This window comes from Haliea sp. E1-2-M8, from assembly GCF_030649675.1.
Classification (GTDB): Bacteria; Pseudomonadota; Gammaproteobacteria; order Pseudomonadales; family Halieaceae; genus Haliea.
This window is the reverse complement of sequence record NZ_JAUTDR010000013.1, coordinates 46,200-63,291: the sequence shown is the minus strand read 5'-3', so window position 1 is coordinate 63,291 and position 17,092 is coordinate 46,200. Positions and strand designations below refer to the sequence as shown.

18 protein-coding genes are annotated in these 17,092 nt (G+C 61.4%); 17 read left to right on the top strand and 1 reads right to left on the bottom strand.

The features are described from left to right. Positions 1-11 precede the first annotated feature (11 nt). The 14 genes from Q6D67_RS12525 to Q6D67_RS12460 all read left to right on the top strand — a co-directional run bounded on the left by Q6D67_RS12525 (position 12) and on the right by Q6D67_RS12460 (position 13,612). Positions 12-494 carry a GspH/FimT family pseudopilin gene (locus Q6D67_RS12525; RefSeq protein ID WP_304705956.1) on the top strand — a complete coding sequence of 161 codons (483 nt, stop codon included), beginning with the start codon at positions 12-14 and terminating at the stop codon, positions 492-494. Continuing rightward, a complete protein-coding gene (locus Q6D67_RS12520; RefSeq protein WP_304705955.1) occupies positions 491-883 on the top strand; it encodes a prepilin-type N-terminal cleavage/methylation domain-containing protein in 393 nt (130 codons plus the stop codon). Before Q6D67_RS12525 ends, Q6D67_RS12520 begins: the two co-directional genes overlap by 4 nt. Next, entirely contained in the window at positions 876-1,460 is a 585-nt protein-coding gene (locus Q6D67_RS12515) for a prepilin-type N-terminal cleavage/methylation domain-containing protein (protein WP_304705954.1), read from the top strand. Before Q6D67_RS12520 ends, Q6D67_RS12515 begins: the two co-directional genes overlap by 8 nt. 14 nt (positions 1,461-1,474) lie before the next feature. Beyond that, on the top strand, positions 1,475-2,377 hold the full coding sequence (locus Q6D67_RS12510; RefSeq protein ID WP_304705953.1) for a type II secretion system protein GspK: 903 nt from the start codon (positions 1,475-1,477) through the stop codon (positions 2,375-2,377). Positions 2,378-2,383: 6 nt separating this feature from the next. Beyond that, positions 2,384-3,424 carry a PilN domain-containing protein gene (locus Q6D67_RS12505; protein WP_304705952.1) on the top strand — a complete coding sequence of 347 codons (1,041 nt, stop codon included), beginning with the start codon at positions 2,384-2,386 and terminating at the stop codon, positions 3,422-3,424. After that, positions 3,424-3,993 (top strand): type II secretion system protein GspM, encoded by a 570-nt coding sequence (gene gspM / locus Q6D67_RS12500; RefSeq protein ID WP_304705951.1) that lies wholly within the window; start codon positions 3,424-3,426, stop codon positions 3,991-3,993. The genes Q6D67_RS12505 and gspM overlap by 1 nt, the downstream gene beginning before the upstream one ends. Continuing rightward, the gene (locus tag Q6D67_RS12495; protein WP_304705950.1) at positions 3,990-4,571 is read left to right on the top strand and encodes a hypothetical protein; all 582 of its coding nucleotides are present in this window, start codon (positions 3,990-3,992) and stop codon (positions 4,569-4,571) included. The genes gspM and Q6D67_RS12495 overlap by 4 nt, the downstream gene beginning before the upstream one ends. Before the next feature lie 20 nt (positions 4,572-4,591). After that, positions 4,592-6,772, top strand: a complete 2,181-nt coding sequence (gspD, locus tag Q6D67_RS12490; protein ID WP_304705949.1) for a type II secretion system secretin GspD — start codon at positions 4,592-4,594, stop codon at positions 6,770-6,772. 167 nt (positions 6,773-6,939) lie between these two features. After that, positions 6,940-7,269 (top strand): hypothetical protein, encoded by a 330-nt coding sequence (locus Q6D67_RS12485; RefSeq protein ID WP_304705948.1) that lies wholly within the window; start codon positions 6,940-6,942, stop codon positions 7,267-7,269. A 258-nt stretch (positions 7,270-7,527) separates the two neighbouring features. Further along, a complete protein-coding gene (locus Q6D67_RS12480; protein ID WP_304705947.1) occupies positions 7,528-8,931 on the top strand; it encodes a hypothetical protein in 1,404 nt (467 codons plus the stop codon). A gap of 281 nt (positions 8,932-9,212) precedes the next feature. After that, complete coding sequence (locus Q6D67_RS12475) at positions 9,213-9,881, top strand: hypothetical protein (RefSeq protein ID WP_304705946.1); 669 nt, start codon at positions 9,213-9,215, stop codon at positions 9,879-9,881. A 100-nt stretch (positions 9,882-9,981) separates the two neighbouring features. Next, positions 9,982-10,899 carry a peptidylprolyl isomerase gene (locus Q6D67_RS12470; RefSeq protein WP_304705945.1) on the top strand — a complete coding sequence of 306 codons (918 nt, stop codon included), beginning with the start codon at positions 9,982-9,984 and terminating at the stop codon, positions 10,897-10,899. A gap of 38 nt (positions 10,900-10,937) precedes the next feature. Then, the gene (locus tag Q6D67_RS12465) at positions 10,938-12,350 is read left to right on the top strand and encodes a bifunctional 2-polyprenyl-6-hydroxyphenol methylase/3-demethylubiquinol 3-O-methyltransferase UbiG (RefSeq protein ID WP_304705944.1); all 1,413 of its coding nucleotides are present in this window, start codon (positions 10,938-10,940) and stop codon (positions 12,348-12,350) included. Next, positions 12,347-13,612, top strand: a complete 1,266-nt coding sequence (locus tag Q6D67_RS12460) for a glycosyltransferase family 2 protein (RefSeq protein WP_304705943.1) — start codon at positions 12,347-12,349, stop codon at positions 13,610-13,612. Before Q6D67_RS12465 ends, Q6D67_RS12460 begins: the two co-directional genes overlap by 4 nt. Before the next feature lie 41 nt (positions 13,613-13,653). Here Q6D67_RS12460 and Q6D67_RS12455 read toward each other — a convergent pair whose 3' ends face one another. Further along, positions 13,654-14,400 (bottom strand): hypothetical protein, encoded by a 747-nt coding sequence (locus Q6D67_RS12455; RefSeq protein WP_304705942.1) that lies wholly within the window; start codon positions 14,398-14,400, stop codon positions 13,654-13,656. Positions 14,401-14,614: 214 nt separating this feature from the next. Between Q6D67_RS12455 and Q6D67_RS12450 the strand changes: the two genes are divergently transcribed. From Q6D67_RS12450 to Q6D67_RS12440, 3 genes are all read left to right on the top strand, one after another. Continuing rightward, on the top strand, positions 14,615-15,826 hold the full coding sequence (locus tag Q6D67_RS12450) for a hypothetical protein (RefSeq protein WP_304705941.1): 1,212 nt from the start codon (positions 14,615-14,617) through the stop codon (positions 15,824-15,826). After that, positions 15,826-16,806, top strand: a complete 981-nt coding sequence (locus Q6D67_RS12445) for a putative capsular polysaccharide synthesis family protein (protein WP_304705940.1) — start codon at positions 15,826-15,828, stop codon at positions 16,804-16,806. The genes Q6D67_RS12450 and Q6D67_RS12445 overlap by 1 nt, the downstream gene beginning before the upstream one ends. A gap of 4 nt (positions 16,807-16,810) precedes the next feature. Further along, positions 16,811-17,092: hypothetical protein (locus Q6D67_RS12440; RefSeq protein ID WP_304705939.1), on the top strand; the 282-nt coding region annotated here is incomplete at its 3' end.

The window sequence follows — 17,092 nt, the reverse complement described above, 5'->3', positions numbered from 1 at the left end:
CACGTCGGGGTGTGGCGGCTGCAAGCCGCGGCCAGGGTTTTACCCTGATCGAATTGATGGTGGCGCTGGGTATTGCCGCGCTGCTGGCCGGTCTGGCGACGCCGATGGCGGTAAAAATGTATGCCACCATGCAGTATCGGGATGCGGTCCGGAGTGTGACTGGTGCCGCCACATCGGCCCGCTACCAGGCAATCAACAGCGGCAGGGCACACGATTTGCTGGTGGCGCCGGACAGCCACCGCTATGGCGTGCAGCTGGCCGAATCCCGCTTTGATGAGGAGCGCGCGTCGACGCTCTCGGATGCGTTGTCGGTAAAGGTGGACGTCGCCCGGGATCTGGTAACCGAACGCGGTGTCGGCGTTATCCGCTTCTATCCCGATGGCACTTCCACCGGCGGCAGTATCACTATCACCCGCGCCAATGGTGCTGGCCAGCGGGTTCGGGTGGATTGGCTGCTGGGGCGGGTCACTCATGAGCAGCCGGGATCTTCATGAGCAGGGTCTGCCGCCGCTCCCAGAAAGGTTTCTCCCTGATCGAAATGATCGTGGCGATGGTGATCCTGTCCCTGTCGCTGGGGATGCTGTACCAGGCCGCGGCCGGCGCGACGCGCAATGTGCGTATAGACGAACGCTACAGCTACGCTGTCCTCCTGGCCCAGTCCCTGCTGGCCGAACACAGTGTGCTGGCGGCACCCGGGGTCAGCGCCGGGGATGACATTGAGGATTACCGCTGGCGTCTCTCCAGTACCCTGTTGCCCGACGAGCAGGGCATCGGGCAGATTCCGCTGTATCAGTTGACGGCCACTGTCGAGTGGAGCGACGGCGCCAAGACCAGGCAGGTAGTGCTGGTCACCGCGGTTCCCGAGGCGCCCAGCGGTGGGTGAGCAGCGCGGGTTTACCCTGGTTGAAGTGGTGGTGGCGCTGACCGTGATGTCGCTGCTGGTGCTGGCGACGCTCACCGCAGTGCGGACCCTGGGAGACACCCACGCGCGGGTGGAGGCGACCACCCAGCGCCTGGATGAAATGCGCCTGGTGAGCCAGTTTTTACGCAACAGCTTGCGCCAGGCAGTACCGGTAAGGACACAGGCCCGGCCCGGCGGCTATTTTGTCGGCGGCCGGAATGAGTTGAGCTGGATCGCGCCCCTGCAGGGAGTGGAGGGGGTTGCGGGCCTGCAATACAAGCGCCTGTTTCTGGATGGCGAGACCCTGAAGATACAGTTTGTGCCGTTCCATCCCGCGCTGGAGTCGCCGGACTGGACAGCGGCGGAGGCACACCCGCTATTGGACGAAGTCAGCGGGTTCACCCTGTCATTCCGGGAAAATGCGCAGCAAACCTGGCTCGAGCAATGGGACGAGCAGGAGGTTCTGGTGCCGCAAGTGCTCAAGCTGCAATTGCGGGTGCGCGAGCGCTACTGGCCCGACCTCGTCATTGCCCCCGATCTGTTCCAGGCAGCCTTCTAGTTATGCGGCTGGCAATGAACACATTGGCGGCGCGTAGGCAGCGGGGTGTGGCCCTGGCCTTCATATTGTGGATGCTGGCAGGTCTGTCCCTGCTGGTCGCGGGCGTGGTGTCGCTGTCGCTGAGTGATGTCAAGGCCACTGGCCTGCAACTGGATCAGGCCCGGGCCGAGGCCGCCGCCGCCGGTGCGGCCCATTTGGCGCTGCGGGATATGCGCACCGCGCAGGCAGAAAGTGGATTTAATCCACGCGCCGTATTCACCCGACAGTACCGGCTGGGAGAGGCTGCGGTTACCGTGCGCGCCCTGCCAATCGCAGGGTTTGTCGGTCTCAACCAGGCGTCCGCTGGATTGCTGCAGGCTTTGTTCCAGTACGCTGGCGGTCTCGCTGCCGGTGACGCCGAGGCGCTTGCCCAGAGCGTGCTCGAACAGCGGAGCGTACAGCCGGGGCTGGATCAAAACCCCGATGATTACGCTGAAACTGAATCGCCAGCTCCGTTCATGGTGGTGGAAGACCTGCTGCGAGTTCCCGGAATGACCCGCAGCGTGTATGATCGCGTCCGTCACGCTGTGCATGCCCAAGCCGCTGGTGGCCCGGGGGTGGACCCGCTTGCGGCACAGGCGGCGGTATTGCAGGCACTGGCCCAGGGCGACCCTGCGCTGGTTGATTTTGTCCTGGATCGGCGTCAGGATGATTCGCCGGTTGATCTGGTCCTGCCTGCGGGCTTCAATCAGGAGTTCATGGCCAGTGGCGGCAGCGGCATGTATTCCTTGGAGATCGATGTGCGGATAACAGAAGGCAGACTGCTGCGGCAGCGTATCTGGGTGGACATGGGTGGGCGCAGCGGCGTTGCGCCCTGGCGCTTCACCCGGGTATTCCCGGTGGAAACGACCACTGTCGCTGTTGGCAAGAGTCAGTAGAGCAGAATGCAAGCCGATTCCCAACGCTGGTCCCTGTTTGGCCTCGACCTCGACCCCTGGATACAGGCCTGGCGCGCGGGTTGGCACGAGCTGTTCTGGGGGCGCGCCGCCGGTATCCGGCGGCGCCTGGAAGCGCCGGTTGCACTGCGGGTAGCGGGCGAGTCCGGTCCGGACTATTTTGTCGCCGAGGAGCCGATGGCTGCTGCGCAGGCGCCGGAGTTCGTATGTGATGCCCGTCTGTTGCCCGCGGAACTGGTGCTCCTGCGGCAAATCGAATTGCCGGCGGCGGTGGAGGCGGACCTCGCAAATGCCGTGATGCTTGAAGTACAGGCCAGCAGTCCCTTTGTCCTCGATGATACCTGCTACGGTTGGGCACTGCGCCGGCGCGCGGGTGGCAAGCTGCACATCACCCTGGCGATCACCGCCTATAGCGAGGCGATGGCCTGCCTGCACGCCCAGGGTGTGACTACGGACAGCAAGGAGCAGCTGCCGGAAGTCTGGTGCCTGGACGGGGACCAGCGCCCGGTGGTTTTCCAGGGTTTTGGCGAGCGCCGGCGGGCGGCCAACTATCGCCAGCGCCTGGCGTTGCTGGGGGGGCTGTTGGCTACGCTGCTGTTGCTGTTACTCGCCCTGCTCGCCGTGCCGGGGCTGGTCCGCAGCATGCAGGCCGACAACATGGAGCATCACCTCGCCGTGGCGGAGCGCAACGCGGTCGAGGCCATGCAACTGCGGGAGCAACTGGCGGTGGACAACGAGCGCGCCCAGGCGGTGCAGGGGCTGGTCGATCGTCAGCTCGACAGCCATTCCCTGCTGGATCGCCTCGCTGCGCAGACACCCGACAGTGTCTATTTCGAACAGCTGATCATCGAAGGTCAGCAAATTCGCATCCGTGGCTGGGCCGTCAATGCCGCCCGCTTCCTGCAGTCCCTGACCGAGGATCCGTTTTACGCCGAGGTCAGCGCTCCCGGTGGCATCCGCCGCCACGGGCGCACCAATCTTGAACAGTTTACGCTGCAGTTGCGCCTGGCCGAAGCGAATCCAGACTGATGAACAAAATCCTGCACTCAGTGGCTGCACTCCCCGCGCACGCGAAGTTTGTTGCCGGCGTGCTGCTGGCCTTTTTGCTCGTGCTGCTGTTGCTGGCGGCTGGCCGCATGCTGTCCTGGTACGCCGAAGGGAGCCAGCGTCTGCAGTATGCGGAACCGCGTATTGCACGCCTGCTCGGTTTTGCCGAGAGTGTCGAGACCCTGCGCGAGAGTAGCGAGCACATTGGTCAACGTCTGGAAGCCCTGGCCTTTCCCCCGACCATGGACCTGGCGTCTACGGGTGCCACCGCCCAGCAGCAGGTGCGCAGGCTGGCCGAGGCGGCTGGCCTGGGGGTAACGGGCAGCCAGGTGCTGGGGCCCACGGGGCATGAAGGGTTTCAGGAAATCCGCATTGACGTTACTGCGAGCGGCACCATGGAGGGTGTGGAGCAGGTGCTGCTGGGACTGCGGGAGGCGCGGCCGCTGATCCTGGTGCGCAGTGTTGAAGTGACCCCGGTGCTTAACCGGCGCCAGCCGACGGCGCAGAATGTTGCCTTGTCGCTGCGTGTCAGTGTGTTGAAGCTGCAATGATTGCGCTGCCACCTGCTTTACAGTCCGGGCTTTTGCGTCAGCTTTTGCTGCTGTCCGGGCTCCTGCTCGCCGCGCTCGCTGTGGCCGTCCTGCTGGGCGCCATCCTGGTGATCACCCGGCATCCGCCGCCAGCGATTCCGCCTGCGCCTTCCACCCTGGCCGAGGGATCGATAGAATTGCCGGCCCCAACCCCGTCGGAGGACGCGGGTGAAATGCTGGTGCGGCCGCTGTTCTGGAATACCCGAAGGCCGGAGCCTGAAGCCGGCCCCGCGGAGGAGCCGGCGCCGGTATTGGGCCCCGACATCCTGGATAACGTTCGCCTGCTGGGCGTGTTTGCCGCAGGTGACAGTGCGGGCATCATCATTAACGTTGCCGGGCAGAGGCAGCGCCTCATGGTAGGGGAGCAGCTGCAGCAGTGGACATTGCAGGGTTTGTCAGCCGCGGGGGCGAACTTTGTGGCCTCTGATGATGCGTCCATGGAGCGCCTGCTGCCGCTGGAACATGCGCGGGTGAAACCGGAGCGTCGCCCCCCGGGGCAAATACAGGAGCCAGCCACAGCCGATGACTCCCCAGAATGATTTATCAAGGCGGTCGAGTAATGAATAAACAGTTAATGCCGGTCATTCTGCTGCTGTCAGGCTTGAGCGCCTGTAGCACGCTGGCACCCCAGAAAGATCAGCCCGTGAGAGCGCGGACGACCGCCAGCGTGCCCGCGGTGGTCCAACCGGCCCCGCCCGCCGACGCTGAAATCCTCGACACAGAGCCGGAAGCCGTGGTTTACCAGGGCAATGACCGCGTGATCAGGGTCCCGCCCGCGCGGCCACCGGTGCGCCTCGACGGCGAAGCGGTGAGCCTGAATTTCGAGCAGGCACCGGTCACCGAGGTAGTGCACTCGATGCTTGGGGACATACTCGGGCTGGACTACGTGATCGAACACCCGCTGAAGGGCGAGATCACCCTGCGCACCCGTACTCCGGTGCCCCGGGATCAGCTATTGGCGATTCTCGAGTCGCTGCTGCAATCCAACGGCATCACCATGGTGCGCGATCCCAACGATCGCTATTTTGTCAGTGCTTCGAAAAACCTGCCGAGCCTGATGCCGGCCTTTGGTAGCGCCGACTCTGTTGGCGCCGGGTTTCGCAACATCATCGTGCCGCTCAGTTACATCAGTGCCTCGGGCATGGCCGAGATCCTGGCCCCGGTAGCGCCGGAAACAGCCTTTGTCCGGGTCGACAATACCCGCAATCTGTTGGTGTTGGCCGGGACCAGTAACCAGATAGAAGGCTGGCTGGACATTATCGCCACCTTTGACGTCGACCAGTTGCAGGGGATGTCGGTGGGCATTTTCCCGCTCAAGCACAGTACCGTGGAGGATATCAATGCAGCGCTGGCCCACCTCCTGGGCGGCGATGGCGCCGACGGTGGCGCCGGCAATCTGGCGCAAGTGGTTCGGGTGATGCCGCTGGAGCGCCTGAACAGTATTCTGGTGGTCACCCCGCGCGCCCACTATATCGACCAGATCCGCACCTGGATCAACCGCCTGGATCAGTCCCAGGATGCCGATGGTGAACCGTCCCTGTATGTGTTCAATGTCCAGAACGGTTCCGCCACGCACCTGGCCGAGATGCTCAGCAGCATTTTCGGCGGTGGCGGCGGTGGTGGCAGCAAGCGCGGCGCGGACAGCGGCGTGGCGCCGGGTCTGGACTCCCTGAGCATCGGCAATGGCTCAGGCGGTGGCGGAAGCTCGGGCAACTTCAATGCTCCGGATACTGGCGGCAGCACACCCACGGGCGGCAGTTTTGACCTCGGAGAAAATGTCCGCATCGTCGCGGATGAATACAACAACGCACTGCTGGTCTATGCACCCCGCCGCGAGTACCTCAAGGTGGAGTCTGCCCTCCGGCAGCTGGATGTGATCGCCAACCAGGTATTGATAGAGGCCAGTATTCTGGAAGTGACCCTGTCCGACGATCTCGAGTACGGGGTGGAGTGGTTCCTGCAGAACAGCCTGGGGGGAGGACGCACCGGCAATGCCCTGCTCGCCCTCGGCGACAGCGCAAACCTCGGCGGCCGGGTGCCGGGCTTTTCCTATACCATTGCCAACTCGGCGGGTACGATTCGCGGCGTGATCAATGCGCTGGCGGAAAAGACCCTGGTCAACGTCCTCTCCGCGCCGTCGGTGATGGTGCTGGACAACCATACCGCCGCCATCCACGTGGGTGACCAGCAACCGGTGCGGTCCGCGCAGACGATTACCGACGGCGGCACCTCGACCACATCGATCCAGTACGTGGACACCGGGGTCAAGCTGGAGGTTACGCCCTCGGTGAACGCCGGCGGCCTGGTGACCATGGATATCCAACAGTCGGTGACCGATGTCGGCCCGGTGGACACTGCCACGGATCAGCGCAGCTTCCTCGAGCGGAATGTGAGCAGTCGGGTGGCGGTGCGCTCCGGTGAGTCGGTGGTCCTCGGGGGCTTGATCCGCGACAATCAGAGCAGCGGCAAGCTGGGCCTGCCTTTCCTGCACAGCATTCCGATCATCGGCAACCTGTTCGGGCGCACCTCGATAGCGGCTACCCGCACGGAGTTGCTGGTCTTCATTACTCCCCGGGTGCTGCGTAGTGAGCAGGATCTTCGCGATATCACTCTGGAGATGCGCTCGCGGATGAAGGGGCTGCATCATTTTGATGACCTCCCGCATGGCGCCGATACCGGGGCCGCTGCCGGGTACTCGGGTAGCACCGGGAACGCTCCAGCGGTGCAGGGAGAACAGTAGCCTTGCTCCAGGCCACAGTGCCCGGGGCCATTCAATATGTTGCAAGGAGTCGTTATATGGAAAACAGCGCCGTTCGCCCCGGGTCAGTATCACCAGGGCGCACATCCCGGTTGTGGAAACGCGCCGCCCTGATGGCCACTTGTGCGCTGCTGGCAGCGTGCGCGGGTATGGGTACCCCCAAAACCTCGGAACAGGTGGTCGCCCAGCGCGCCCAGGCCCACATGGATCTGTTGCTGGCCGGCAACTTCGAGAAGGCGCTGAACTACACAACGCCGGCCTATCGCACCGGTCGCGGTTTAAAGACTTATACCAGGAGTCATGTCGGCGTCACGTCCTGGAATAAAGCGGAAGTCTCAAGCGTCGTGTGTGAGGGTGATCGCTGTGAAGTTGCGATAGAGGTGACCTACCAGACTTTCGGTTCCGGTTTTGAGAACACGCGTTCCAGGGAAGAACGCTGGATCAGGGTCGACGGAAGCTGGTATCTCTACCTCAAGTAGTACTTGACAGCTTGGAGCTTATTTAGTGATTTTTAACAAAAAAATCACAGCTTTAAAGCCATTTTGGAGGGGGAAAGCTGTTGTTGGGCATGGATGCCTATGCTAACCTCGCTTCTACCGGTCGGGGGTACACCCTGGGCCAGGTGGTGGTCACCGTAGGGTGTATGCCCAAAAAGTGCGTCACAGTAGTTCGCTGCTGCGGCTCACGAGTAAACAATTGTTTCATTAGAACGTTCTATATCCATCAAGGAGAAACACATGAAAAAGAACATTATTTCTGCAGCGGTAGCAGCGACCCTTCTGGGTGCGAGTGCTGCCAATGCCGTGTTCGTAAACACTGAGGGCCACGGTCAGGCGCTCATCTATCCGTATTACACCGTCGAAGGCGGCCACGATACCTACATCAACCTGGTCAACACCACCAACGACACCAAGGCCGTCAAGGTGCGTTTCGTCGAGGCCATGAACAGCCAGGAAGTGCTCGACTTCAACCTGTACCTGTCTCCGCAGGATCATTGGTCCGCTGTGATCTTCGCTGATGGCTCCGGCGCGTCCATCCGCACCGCTGACACTTCCTGCACCGTGCCCAATGGTCTGGCCGCTACCACTGAAGGCGTACCCGGTCCAGTAGTGGAGTTCCGGGATTTGGCATACGCGGCTGACAGTGCGCCATTCAATGGTCTTGACCGTACCCGTGAGGGCTACGTAGAAATTATTGAAATGGGTGTGCTGACGGATGCTGGCGATGTGACGGCAGCCACGCACGTTGCTGGCGTTCCCCCAGGCTGTGCCGCTCTGTCTGCCAACTGGGCTGGCTCTGGCAAGTGGAATGCCAATGGCAACACCGATATTGATGTGCCCACCGGCGGTCTGTATGGCTACGGTGTGCTGATCAACGTCAACGAAGGTACCAATGCGACTTATGACGCCGTGGCGCTGGACGACTTTGTCAGCTCTCTGGATACGGGTGCGATTCCGATTCACTTTGCGCCCAATACTGTTGATCCCGGTATGGTCGATGCAACCCCGATCGCTCAGGTGCTTGACTCGAGTGCGAATTTGACTGTAGTTCAGTCCTCTTTTGGTAGCGGGATTGATGCGGTCAGCGCTGTTCTGATGCACAGCGCCATCATGAACGACTACGTTCTTGAGCCTAGCATTGCTGCAGGCACTGACTGGGTTATTACCTTCCCAACCAAGAAGAACTACGTAAACGGCGCCACTCCGGTTGCACCGTTCACCAATGTTTGGGATTCAGATTTTGGGACAGCTTGTGAAGCGATGGCCATCACCTACTATGATCGCGAAGAGCGGACCATCACTCCGGACCCGCTGGACTTCTCTCCGGCTCCTGTTGATGAAACGTTTGCACTGTGCCGTGAGGCCAACGTGCTGACCTTCAACGACAGCAATGTTCTGGCCGGCTCCACCCGCGTCAACCAGAACCTGGACGTTGATTACAACAACGGTTGGCTGGAATTGGGCTTCACTGGTCCCGCGGCGCGTGTCCTGACGTCCGACGAAGGCCACACTTATGAAGGTCTGCCCACTGTTGGTTTCGCGGTACAGAAGTACGTCAACGGCACTCTGCCGGGCGGCGTCCTGTCCAACTATGCCGGCGTGGTTCAGCACAAGAACCGTCGTCTGGTTACAGCTAGCTGATGATAGTTCGGGTACTTGGCTGCTGTCGCAGTCAGTGCCCATTGCCAACTCAAAAGGCGCGGCTTCGGCCGCGCTTTTTTTTGGCAAAAATATACAGACTCCGGGATAAATCTGGAGTTTTCTCCAATCTCTTCCGGGATTGCTCTTGTTTCAAGGGAAAAGTACGCACTAAAATAGCAACACTTTATGAACGCTGAGGTGGAAGTCGTTGCCCTATTAGGGGTAATTACTGATCTGGTGGGATGGCTCCCAGGTCGCCTGTAGCAACGCGAGGTAGATGTATGCACAAGTTATTATTAGGTATGATCGTGGTGCTGGGGTGGCTTGGCGCCTCCATGGCTCATGCCATCACTGTTACTTTCAACGGGACTAACTATACTGTTGATTCATTCACCATCAGTCAAAATCCTACTGGAGTTGTGATTACCACCGCAGGGGATGGCGGTAGCGGCGATCCAGTCCCAGACCCGGATCCAATTCCAGATCCGGACCCAACCCCAACCCCAGACCCGGATCCTGCCCCAGTCCCCAATGGCAGTTGCGTCGAATCCTCGACCCAAGAGTGCGGCGTCATCAATTGGGCAGCTCCCGGTCCGCGGATTACAACTTCCGTGTCGGGAACCAACTCGACGATATCCTGGCAGTTTATTACTACCAGTAATCCGGATTATTCCGGGGATATCAATGTCTCGGAAACTGTCGGCAATGAGTTTGTGAGCCGCCGCCTGTGGATTTCCACGGAGCCTGGTGGCGCAGCGCTAGCTTCCTCACGCTGTTCGACGGAAGGTACCAGTGCGCGTAAGATAAACTGGGCTCAGAGATCAAACTTTCTTCGCTGTACTTTGACTCCTAATACTACCTACTTTGTCAATGTGAAGAATGTCAGTGGCTGTTCTGCGGGGAGGAGCTGCGGCTTTTACCGCAACATGAATAATAGCGGCAATCCCTGAGTCTGCTTGATAAACCCCGGCGTCGTTAACCGACGCCGGGGTTTTGTTGTTTACGCCGATCCCTTTTGGAATTGGCATCTTTGTCCGATGAACTATCTGAATGAGAACCCTGTTTATGTTGCGAGTCATTGTTCTTGCCGCACTTGGCTGTTGTGGCGCGGGCCTGGTACAGGCCGAGGAGCCCTCTGATATTGCCCTGAAGCGCGGGCAGATTGAAATTAGCGCCGACGACATGCGCTACTACGCGAAGGACAGAGTGCCCGACACTCGTCGCGAGGAGTTTTTTCGGCGCGATGATGCCGTCAGGCAACTGGCCGACAGTTTGGTGTCCATTCGTGCACTGGCAGACGAAGCGGAGGAATCCGGGGTGGTGGATGCGGACCTGATTGAGTGGCAGCTGGCCCTGCATCGTGAACGCCTGATGATGGAGCAGTACCTGAATGCACTGGTCGCCAGCCAGACCGCGAGCATCGACTGGGAATCCACGGCACAGGATGTCTACACGGCCGAAGCAGACGCGTTCCAGCAGCCCGAGCGCGTGCGTGCGTCTCACATCCTGATCAAGACCGAGGAACGAAGCGAGGAAGAGGCACTTGCATTGGCGGAAGAGGTTCTACAGAAGGTCGAGGCTGGAGAAGATTTCAAGATGCTGGCCCTGAAGTACTCCGAGGACGCTTCTGCGAAAACCAACCTCGGCTCCCTGGGTGCCTTTGCCCGGGGTCAGATGGTGCCAGAGTTCGAGCAGGCAGCTTTTGCCCTGCGCAAGCCAGGCGAACTGGCTGGTCCGGTAAAGACCGATTTTGGTTACCATATCATCAAACTGGAAGAGTATCTTCCGGCGCGGAAGTCGACGTTTGACGAAGTGAAGGCCGAAATAATCAGCAAACTGAAGTCGGAGATTCCCGCCAATATTCGCCAGAACAAGCTGATCGAAATACGTTCTGCTGAACCTCTGGAATTTGATGAAGACGTGATGCAGAAGTTGCTGCAGGAATTCCGCAAGGAAAGCGCCAACTAGAATCGCGAGCAGAGCGAAGGCTCAGCGCAGGTGCAATGATGGCTGGAGGTGATGTATTCGAAGCCGCAGTTGTCGTTGTGCAAGCTGCGGATCGCGGGAATATCGTCCTGTCAGTGCCCAGCCGGGTGCTGCTGTATCAGCTTGTGTCAGAGCCGTTGCCTGGTGGTGTCTCCTGCAGGATGGTCGCGGAGACGCCGGACACGGTAAGCTGCGAGGTAGAAGCTGCCTGTGGTGGGTTGGAGGGCGGGTTTCGTCTGCATGCCCTGAACCGCTTTCTGGCACGAGAGCTGGTGCGTCTGCGGCCGCGGGCAGTGTTGCTGCGGGGACTCGATGGCTGCGTGCTGGATCTGGTTCGAGTGGCCAGCTTCTTTCGGGTTCCAGTCCTGCTGGAGGTGGCAGCGGGGATGGATATCGAGCCCTCGCCCTGGCTATTGGATTGTATGGGTCGGTTAACCGCTTTGGTGCATCAGGAATCACTGCCCCCGGCCATGGCGCAAATGGCGCCACAGGCCCGTCATCTTCAACACGGCGATCTCAATACGGTGCTTGAGGAATGGTGCACAAGCGCCGCCCCGCTCGCCGCCGTGTCCTTCGATTATTCCCTTTACGAATTCCTGCTGCGGGACCCGCCGCTGCTGATGCGCATGCAGGCGCCTCATGCCCGGCTGTTTTCTGGCTGCCACCGGGTGCTGGATGTTGGCTGTGGTGCGGGCCTTTTTCTGCAATTGCTCGGAGAGGCGGGGATTCCCGCCTCTGGTGTCGAGCGCAATCCGGTGATTGCGGAGTACGGTCGCGGCATGGGCCTGGATATCACCACTGCCGATGCGCTGGAGTTTCTCGAGGGGGATGCCCGTTTTGATGGCGTTTATTGCTCGCACTTTGTCGAGCACCTGCCCATCGACGGCGTGGAGCGCCTGCTGCAGGGTATTGCCCGGGCATTGCTGCCAGGTGGCGTAGCGGTGCTGGTCTTTCCCGACCCCGAATCGATCCGTTCGCAATTGTTGGGGTTCTGGCGCGACCCGGAACACGTCCGCTTTTACCACCCTGAACTGGTTGAGACCCTGGCCATGCTGTTCGGGCTGGAGCTGGAGTGGAGCAGTTACCATGCGCAGCCCCACGACGTGGTGCCGTTTGCCCTGGAGCCGCAGGCGCTGCCCCGCGCAGAAGCGCAGCCGCTCGCGCCATCGTCATCGTTACCGGCGCAGGGCTGGTGGTCTCGGGCAATGACGAGGCTGGGTTTTGTGCCCGGGTCGCGGGTAGCGGAACTGGAGGGGCGCCTGGCGAACATGGAGAGCCTGCTGACCAGTGTCATGCAGGATAACAATCAGACCGTGGCGGCACTGGATGAGCGCACAAGGCACCTGTGGGCGGTCAACCGTACCTGGGCATGGTCGGATAATGCAGTGCTGAAATTGCGCAAGCGTCCGTCGCCTGAGGTTGATAACGCATGACGCGCGAGGGAGCGCTGGCGCCAGATCCCGTGGCTATCGTTATCCCGGTGTACCGCGATCTCGCCGCCACCCGGCGTTGTCTGGAGTCGGTGCTGGCACACAGCAGTGCGGGTCAGGCCCGCATCATCCTGATCGACGACGCCTCGCCGGAGCCGGAGTTGGCGGCCTGGTGTGACGAGCAGGCCGCGACGGACCGTGTGGAGCTGCTGCGCAATGACAGCAACCTGGGCTTCGTGGCGTCCGTCAATCGCGGGATGCGCCATGCTGCGGAGCTCGATGTGGTGTTGCTGAACAGCGACACGGAAGTCCCTCCCGGCTGGCTGCAGCGATTGCAGCATTGTGCGACAGGTTCCGGGCAGATCGCCACAGTCACCCCCTTTTCCAATAATGCGACTATCTGCTCCTATCCCCTGTTTTGCCAGTCATCTGGCTTGCCCGAGGGGCTGTCCCTGGAGCAATTGGACGCTCTGTTCGCCAGGGCCAACCCGGGGTTGAGTTGCGAACTGCCGACAGCGGTGGGCTTTTGTGTCTACATTCCGCGGGCGGCCCTGAATGCCCTGGGCCTGTTTGACGAGGCAGCCTTCGGGCGCGGCTATGGCGAGGAGAATGACTTCTCCCGCCGTGCTGTGGCGGCGGGCTGGAGCAACCTGCTCTGCGCCGACCTGTTTGTCTACCATCAGGGAGGAGCGAGTTTTGGTGACGACAGCCGCGAGCTGATGGCCGCGGGCAATACCCAGCTACTGGCGCGCTTCCCCGACTACGCCGACACCATAGCGGGCTTTGTGGCGGAGGACCCCCTCCGCGACTTCCGCCATCGGGTTGATGAGCTGAGGCTGGCACTGCCAGGGCAGGCCGCTGTAATGGGCGCGGAGTGGCGGCTGGAGCGCGAGCGTCTGCAGGCCCTGGCCGTCCAGCGCCACGAGCTGGAACTGCTGTGCCGCAACCTCGGTGTGGAAATCGAGCAGTTGCGGCAGAGTATCGGCCGGTTGGAGCAGCGCTGCCGCGACTACGAGCAGCGCTGTGAGAATTACGATGCCCGTTGTGTTGAATACCAGCAGTATCTGGACGAAACCAGGCAGCAGGCGGCGCTCACAGACGCGGCATTAACGCAATTACAGGGGGACTATCGGGACAGCCTGCAAGCGCGGGAACAGCTCACGGCAGACTTGACGCTGGCAAATGAAACCCTGCAGCAAATCTATAACAGCCGCGTCTGGCGCTACAGCAGCTGGCTGCGGAAATGGTTTGGCAGCAAGGGGTAGGGCAAGACCAGACCGCTACCCGGGGGCAGACCCGGGCAGAGTTACCGCAATGACCTGCCGCGGCGGCGCGCGACCAGTGTCATCAGACCGCCCAGCAGTAGCAGTGACCACAAAGTGGATGACGGCACCGCATTGGGTTCAAGGGCGGGGCGCAGGGCCACGCCGGCCAGATACACCCCACCGGTGAGAATATTCAGGTTGCCCGGGTCCACCACGGCAATGGTGAGCTCGCCGCTGGCGTTCGCCTGGCCGGTCACTGCGTAGTTGGCGAGATCGACGGCCGCCGCTCCCACCTGGCCGTTGACCACCAGCTCCCGGTCTGCGCCGACCTGTACGAAGCTTGCCCCCCCGCTGATGCTCACCGCCTGCTCAAATGCCGGGCCCGGATCACCCAGGATGTCTCTTGCACCGAAAACCCAGATATCGTAGCGGGCGTCCGGTTGCAGTCCGGTAAAAGAGAGGTCCACTCGATCTTCGAACGTGAAGACGGAGCCACTCAGGTTAGCAAGGCCGGTACTGTGTGTTGGGATAGTGGCCGCCAGGAGACTGACGTTGAAATTGTCGATGCCGGGGCCGGTAAGAGTGATGGCGATGGGCGTTGGGTCGCCGGTCTCGTTGACCAGGCCAGTAAAAACTCCGGGTCCTGTGACCAGGTTCCAGTTGCTTGGCGTGGAGGATGCCGGCGGGCCGAAATCAACCCCAACGATACTGGCGCCGGCCTGCATGCCAAAGCCGGCACAAAGAAGTAAGCACGACGCTCCCAGCAGACGTTTTAACTTGCGGTTCATGTTGCCCAGTTTCCGATGGTAGTGCAGGTGTATGATTATCTCGCGAACAGTCACTGGAAACAAGGTTCGTGGAATGGTCGGATTACGCAATGGCCGGGTCCGTGCCCCCCGCGGGCAGAGGTGATAATATGCGCCTCCTCCGCGAGATCCAGCAGCCAAATCGCACCTGATTATCGTCAATCCAGGGGTGCCCGGAAAGGATATTTGGGAAGCAATGACTTCGAGTGTTCATGTTTTTACCAGCATCACGGCCAACTACCTGCCCAAGGCGCGTGTGCTCGCGGGCTCGCTCAAGGCGGTGGCCCCGGCAGCGAGCTTCCATCTGCTGCTGTCCGACGACCTGCCGGCGGGGTTCGACCTGGCTGCCGAACCGTTTGACTCGGTGATCACGGCGGAAGAGCTGCCGCTGGCCAACAAATCCGGCTGGTTTTTCTCGCACACGGTGGTCGAGCTGTGCACCGCGGTCAAAGGTCTTGCGTTTGAGTATATTTTCGACCATTTCGGTGCCGACAAGGTGTTCTTCTTTGACCCGGACATGGTTATCTTCGATCGCTTCGATGAACTGGTTGCGGCGTTGGACAGCTGCAGCATCCTCCTTACCCCGCACCAGACTGAGCCGGAGACCGAGGAGGAGGCGATCATGGACAATGAGATGGCGAGCCTGATTTTCGGTGTGTTCAATCTGGGTTTCCTGGGTGTCCGCAATGATGCGGAGGGGCGCCGTTTCTCTGCCTGGTGGCGCGATCGCCTGCTGCGCTATTGCCACGACGACAGGCCGCGCGGCCTGTTTACCGACCAGAAGTGGGTTAACCTGGCTCCCTGCTTTTTCGACCGGATTCGCGTCCTGCGTTCACCGGCGTTCAATGTCGCCACCTGGAACATCAGTAAACGCCGCGCTGCCGGCTCCATCGCCGAGGGCATAACGATCAACGGCGAACCCCTGGGCTTCTACCACTTCTCCGGCTTCGACAGCGGGGCGCAGGAGATCATGCTGCACAAGTATGGCGCCGACAGTCCGGTGCTGTTTGACCTGCGCAACTGGTACGTGGATGCCTGCGAGCAGCACGGGCAGGCCGCACTCGGCACCTTGCCGTCGCGGTATGCACACTACGCTGATGGCACTCCGATCACCCTGCCGGAGCGGGTGCTCTACCGCCAGCGGGTGGACCTGCAGGCTGCGTTCCCGAACCCCTTCGCGAGCGATAGCGACGGCGGCTACAGGGCCTGGTTTGCGGCCAATGCCCCGACGATGACTGTGGCCGACAGCACTGTCAGGCTGGACCCCGCGGGTCCGCTGGCGGACCTTCTCAACGGTGTCGGTTATTGTTTCGCGGCGCGCTCGGCGCTGGTGGCAAGCCCACTGAAGCGGGCGGTGTTGCGCGTTGCGGAATGGTTGCTGCGGACAGTGGCGCGGGTGGCTGGCTGATGGAAATACTCATTGTGCAGATGGGCAAAGTGGCCTCGACAGCGATCGCGGAGGCCTTGCGGCGGGACAACATCGAGGTGCTGCAGGCCCATATTGCCTCGCCGGCGCGTTTACAGGAGAAGCTAAGGACCATGACCGGCCCGGTAGTCTCCGACGAGGTCGCCAGCCGCATGTACCAGGACTACCTGCAGGAGCTCCGGGTGACATTCCTGCTGGCTCGCCAGTTGGTGGCCGGTGCTGGCGGCGGGCAGCAGACCCGGGTGATTTCCCTGACCCGGGACCCCCTGAGCTGGTACTGGTCACACTTTGCCCAGAACTATGACCACTACCAGACACTGTTGCAGAAATTTTTCCGCTTTCACTACCCGCAGGACGCCAGCTTTGATCCCGGTGAGGTGTTTGCCGAGGTCCAGGGCAGGATGTTCGCCGTGCTGGAGCAGACGGCGGCGCCGCTGGATGACGCCGGTGCGTTGATGCAGTTGATGGCGGAAGCCGATGCGATAGACCCGACGGGCGTGGTCTTCAGCCAGCTGAACCGCTTCCTGGTGCCTCTGCGCTGGTTCGATGAGGATTTTCTGCCGGGTACCGGGCTTGATGTATACGACTTCAGCTTTGACCGTGAAACGGGCAGTGCGCTCATTGAGTCAGGCGGATTTTCCCTGCTGCTGTTGCGCTATGAAAACCTGCTGGAACTCGCCCCCAGGATTGCGCAGTTCGCCGGCGTTGAAGAACTCCAACTGGCGCGAGCCAATATCAGTGAAGACAAGCATATTCCATTCAGCATCAAGACGATGCAAAAAAATGGCCAGGCCATGATTCCGGCACCGTTGGCAGAGCGGATCTACGCGACGCGCTACGCCAGGCATTTTGGCTACAGCTTTGATGCCTCCTGGCGTAGCCTGGAGCAAACGGCCGCCGGTGCCGGTGCTGCGGAAGGTCCAACGGGGAAGTCGGCGCTGGATGATGTCGCGGACCGGTAGCAGCATGGACCGCCTGCCGCTGTGCCTGGTCGCCTTTAGCGGGGAAGCGGGGGAACTGGCGCGGGCGCTGGAGATCTTGCCGCGCGGGCCGCAGTGGGAGGCCACCGTTCTCTGCAGCGCTGACCCCGAGCTGGAACGGCTGGCGGCCGGGGCGGGGGTGCGCTGTCTGCCATCCCTGCCTGCTGCCCATGGTCCTGGGCGCTACTGGTGCCTGGTGAGCAGTGCCCTGCGCGGCGCGCTCGGGCGTTGCATCGTGTTGCGCGCGGGCAGTGTGCCCGCGCGCGGC

What these genes read in the sequence shown, in the direction of transcription:
- gspD (WP_304705949.1), top strand. Translation starts at nt 4,592, where the DNA reads ATGAATAAACAGTTAATGCCGGTCATTCTGCTGCTGTCAGGCTTGAGC.
- Q6D67_RS12480 (WP_304705947.1), top strand. Translation starts at nt 7,528, where the DNA reads ATGAAAAAGAACATTATTTCTGCAGCGGTAGCAGCGACCCTTCTGGGT.
- Q6D67_RS12465 (WP_304705944.1), top strand. Translation starts at nt 10,938, where the DNA reads ATGGCTGGAGGTGATGTATTCGAAGCCGCAGTTGTCGTTGTGCAAGCT.
- Q6D67_RS12450 (WP_304705941.1), top strand. Translation starts at nt 14,615, where the DNA reads ATGACTTCGAGTGTTCATGTTTTTACCAGCATCACGGCCAACTACCTG.
- Q6D67_RS12470 (WP_304705945.1), top strand. Translation starts at nt 9,982, where the DNA reads ATGAGAACCCTGTTTATGTTGCGAGTCATTGTTCTTGCCGCACTTGGC.
- Q6D67_RS12505 (WP_304705952.1), top strand. Translation starts at nt 2,384, where the DNA reads ATGCAAGCCGATTCCCAACGCTGGTCCCTGTTTGGCCTCGACCTCGAC.
- Q6D67_RS12495 (WP_304705950.1), top strand. Translation starts at nt 3,990, where the DNA reads ATGATTGCGCTGCCACCTGCTTTACAGTCCGGGCTTTTGCGTCAGCTT.
- Q6D67_RS12510 (WP_304705953.1), top strand. Translation starts at nt 1,475, where the DNA reads ATGAACACATTGGCGGCGCGTAGGCAGCGGGGTGTGGCCCTGGCCTTC.
- gspM (WP_304705951.1), top strand. Translation starts at nt 3,424, where the DNA reads ATGAACAAAATCCTGCACTCAGTGGCTGCACTCCCCGCGCACGCGAAG.
- Q6D67_RS12520 (WP_304705955.1), top strand. Translation starts at nt 491, where the DNA reads ATGAGCAGGGTCTGCCGCCGCTCCCAGAAAGGTTTCTCCCTGATCGAA.
- Q6D67_RS12455 (WP_304705942.1), bottom strand. Translation starts at nt 14,400, where the DNA reads ATGAACCGCAAGTTAAAACGTCTGCTGGGAGCGTCGTGCTTACTTCTT.
- Q6D67_RS12475 (WP_304705946.1), top strand. Translation starts at nt 9,213, where the DNA reads ATGCACAAGTTATTATTAGGTATGATCGTGGTGCTGGGGTGGCTTGGC.
- Q6D67_RS12460 (WP_304705943.1), top strand. Translation starts at nt 12,347, where the DNA reads ATGACGCGCGAGGGAGCGCTGGCGCCAGATCCCGTGGCTATCGTTATC.
- Q6D67_RS12445 (WP_304705940.1), top strand. Translation starts at nt 15,826, where the DNA reads ATGGAAATACTCATTGTGCAGATGGGCAAAGTGGCCTCGACAGCGATC.
- Q6D67_RS12485 (WP_304705948.1), top strand. Translation starts at nt 6,940, where the DNA reads ATGGGTACCCCCAAAACCTCGGAACAGGTGGTCGCCCAGCGCGCCCAG.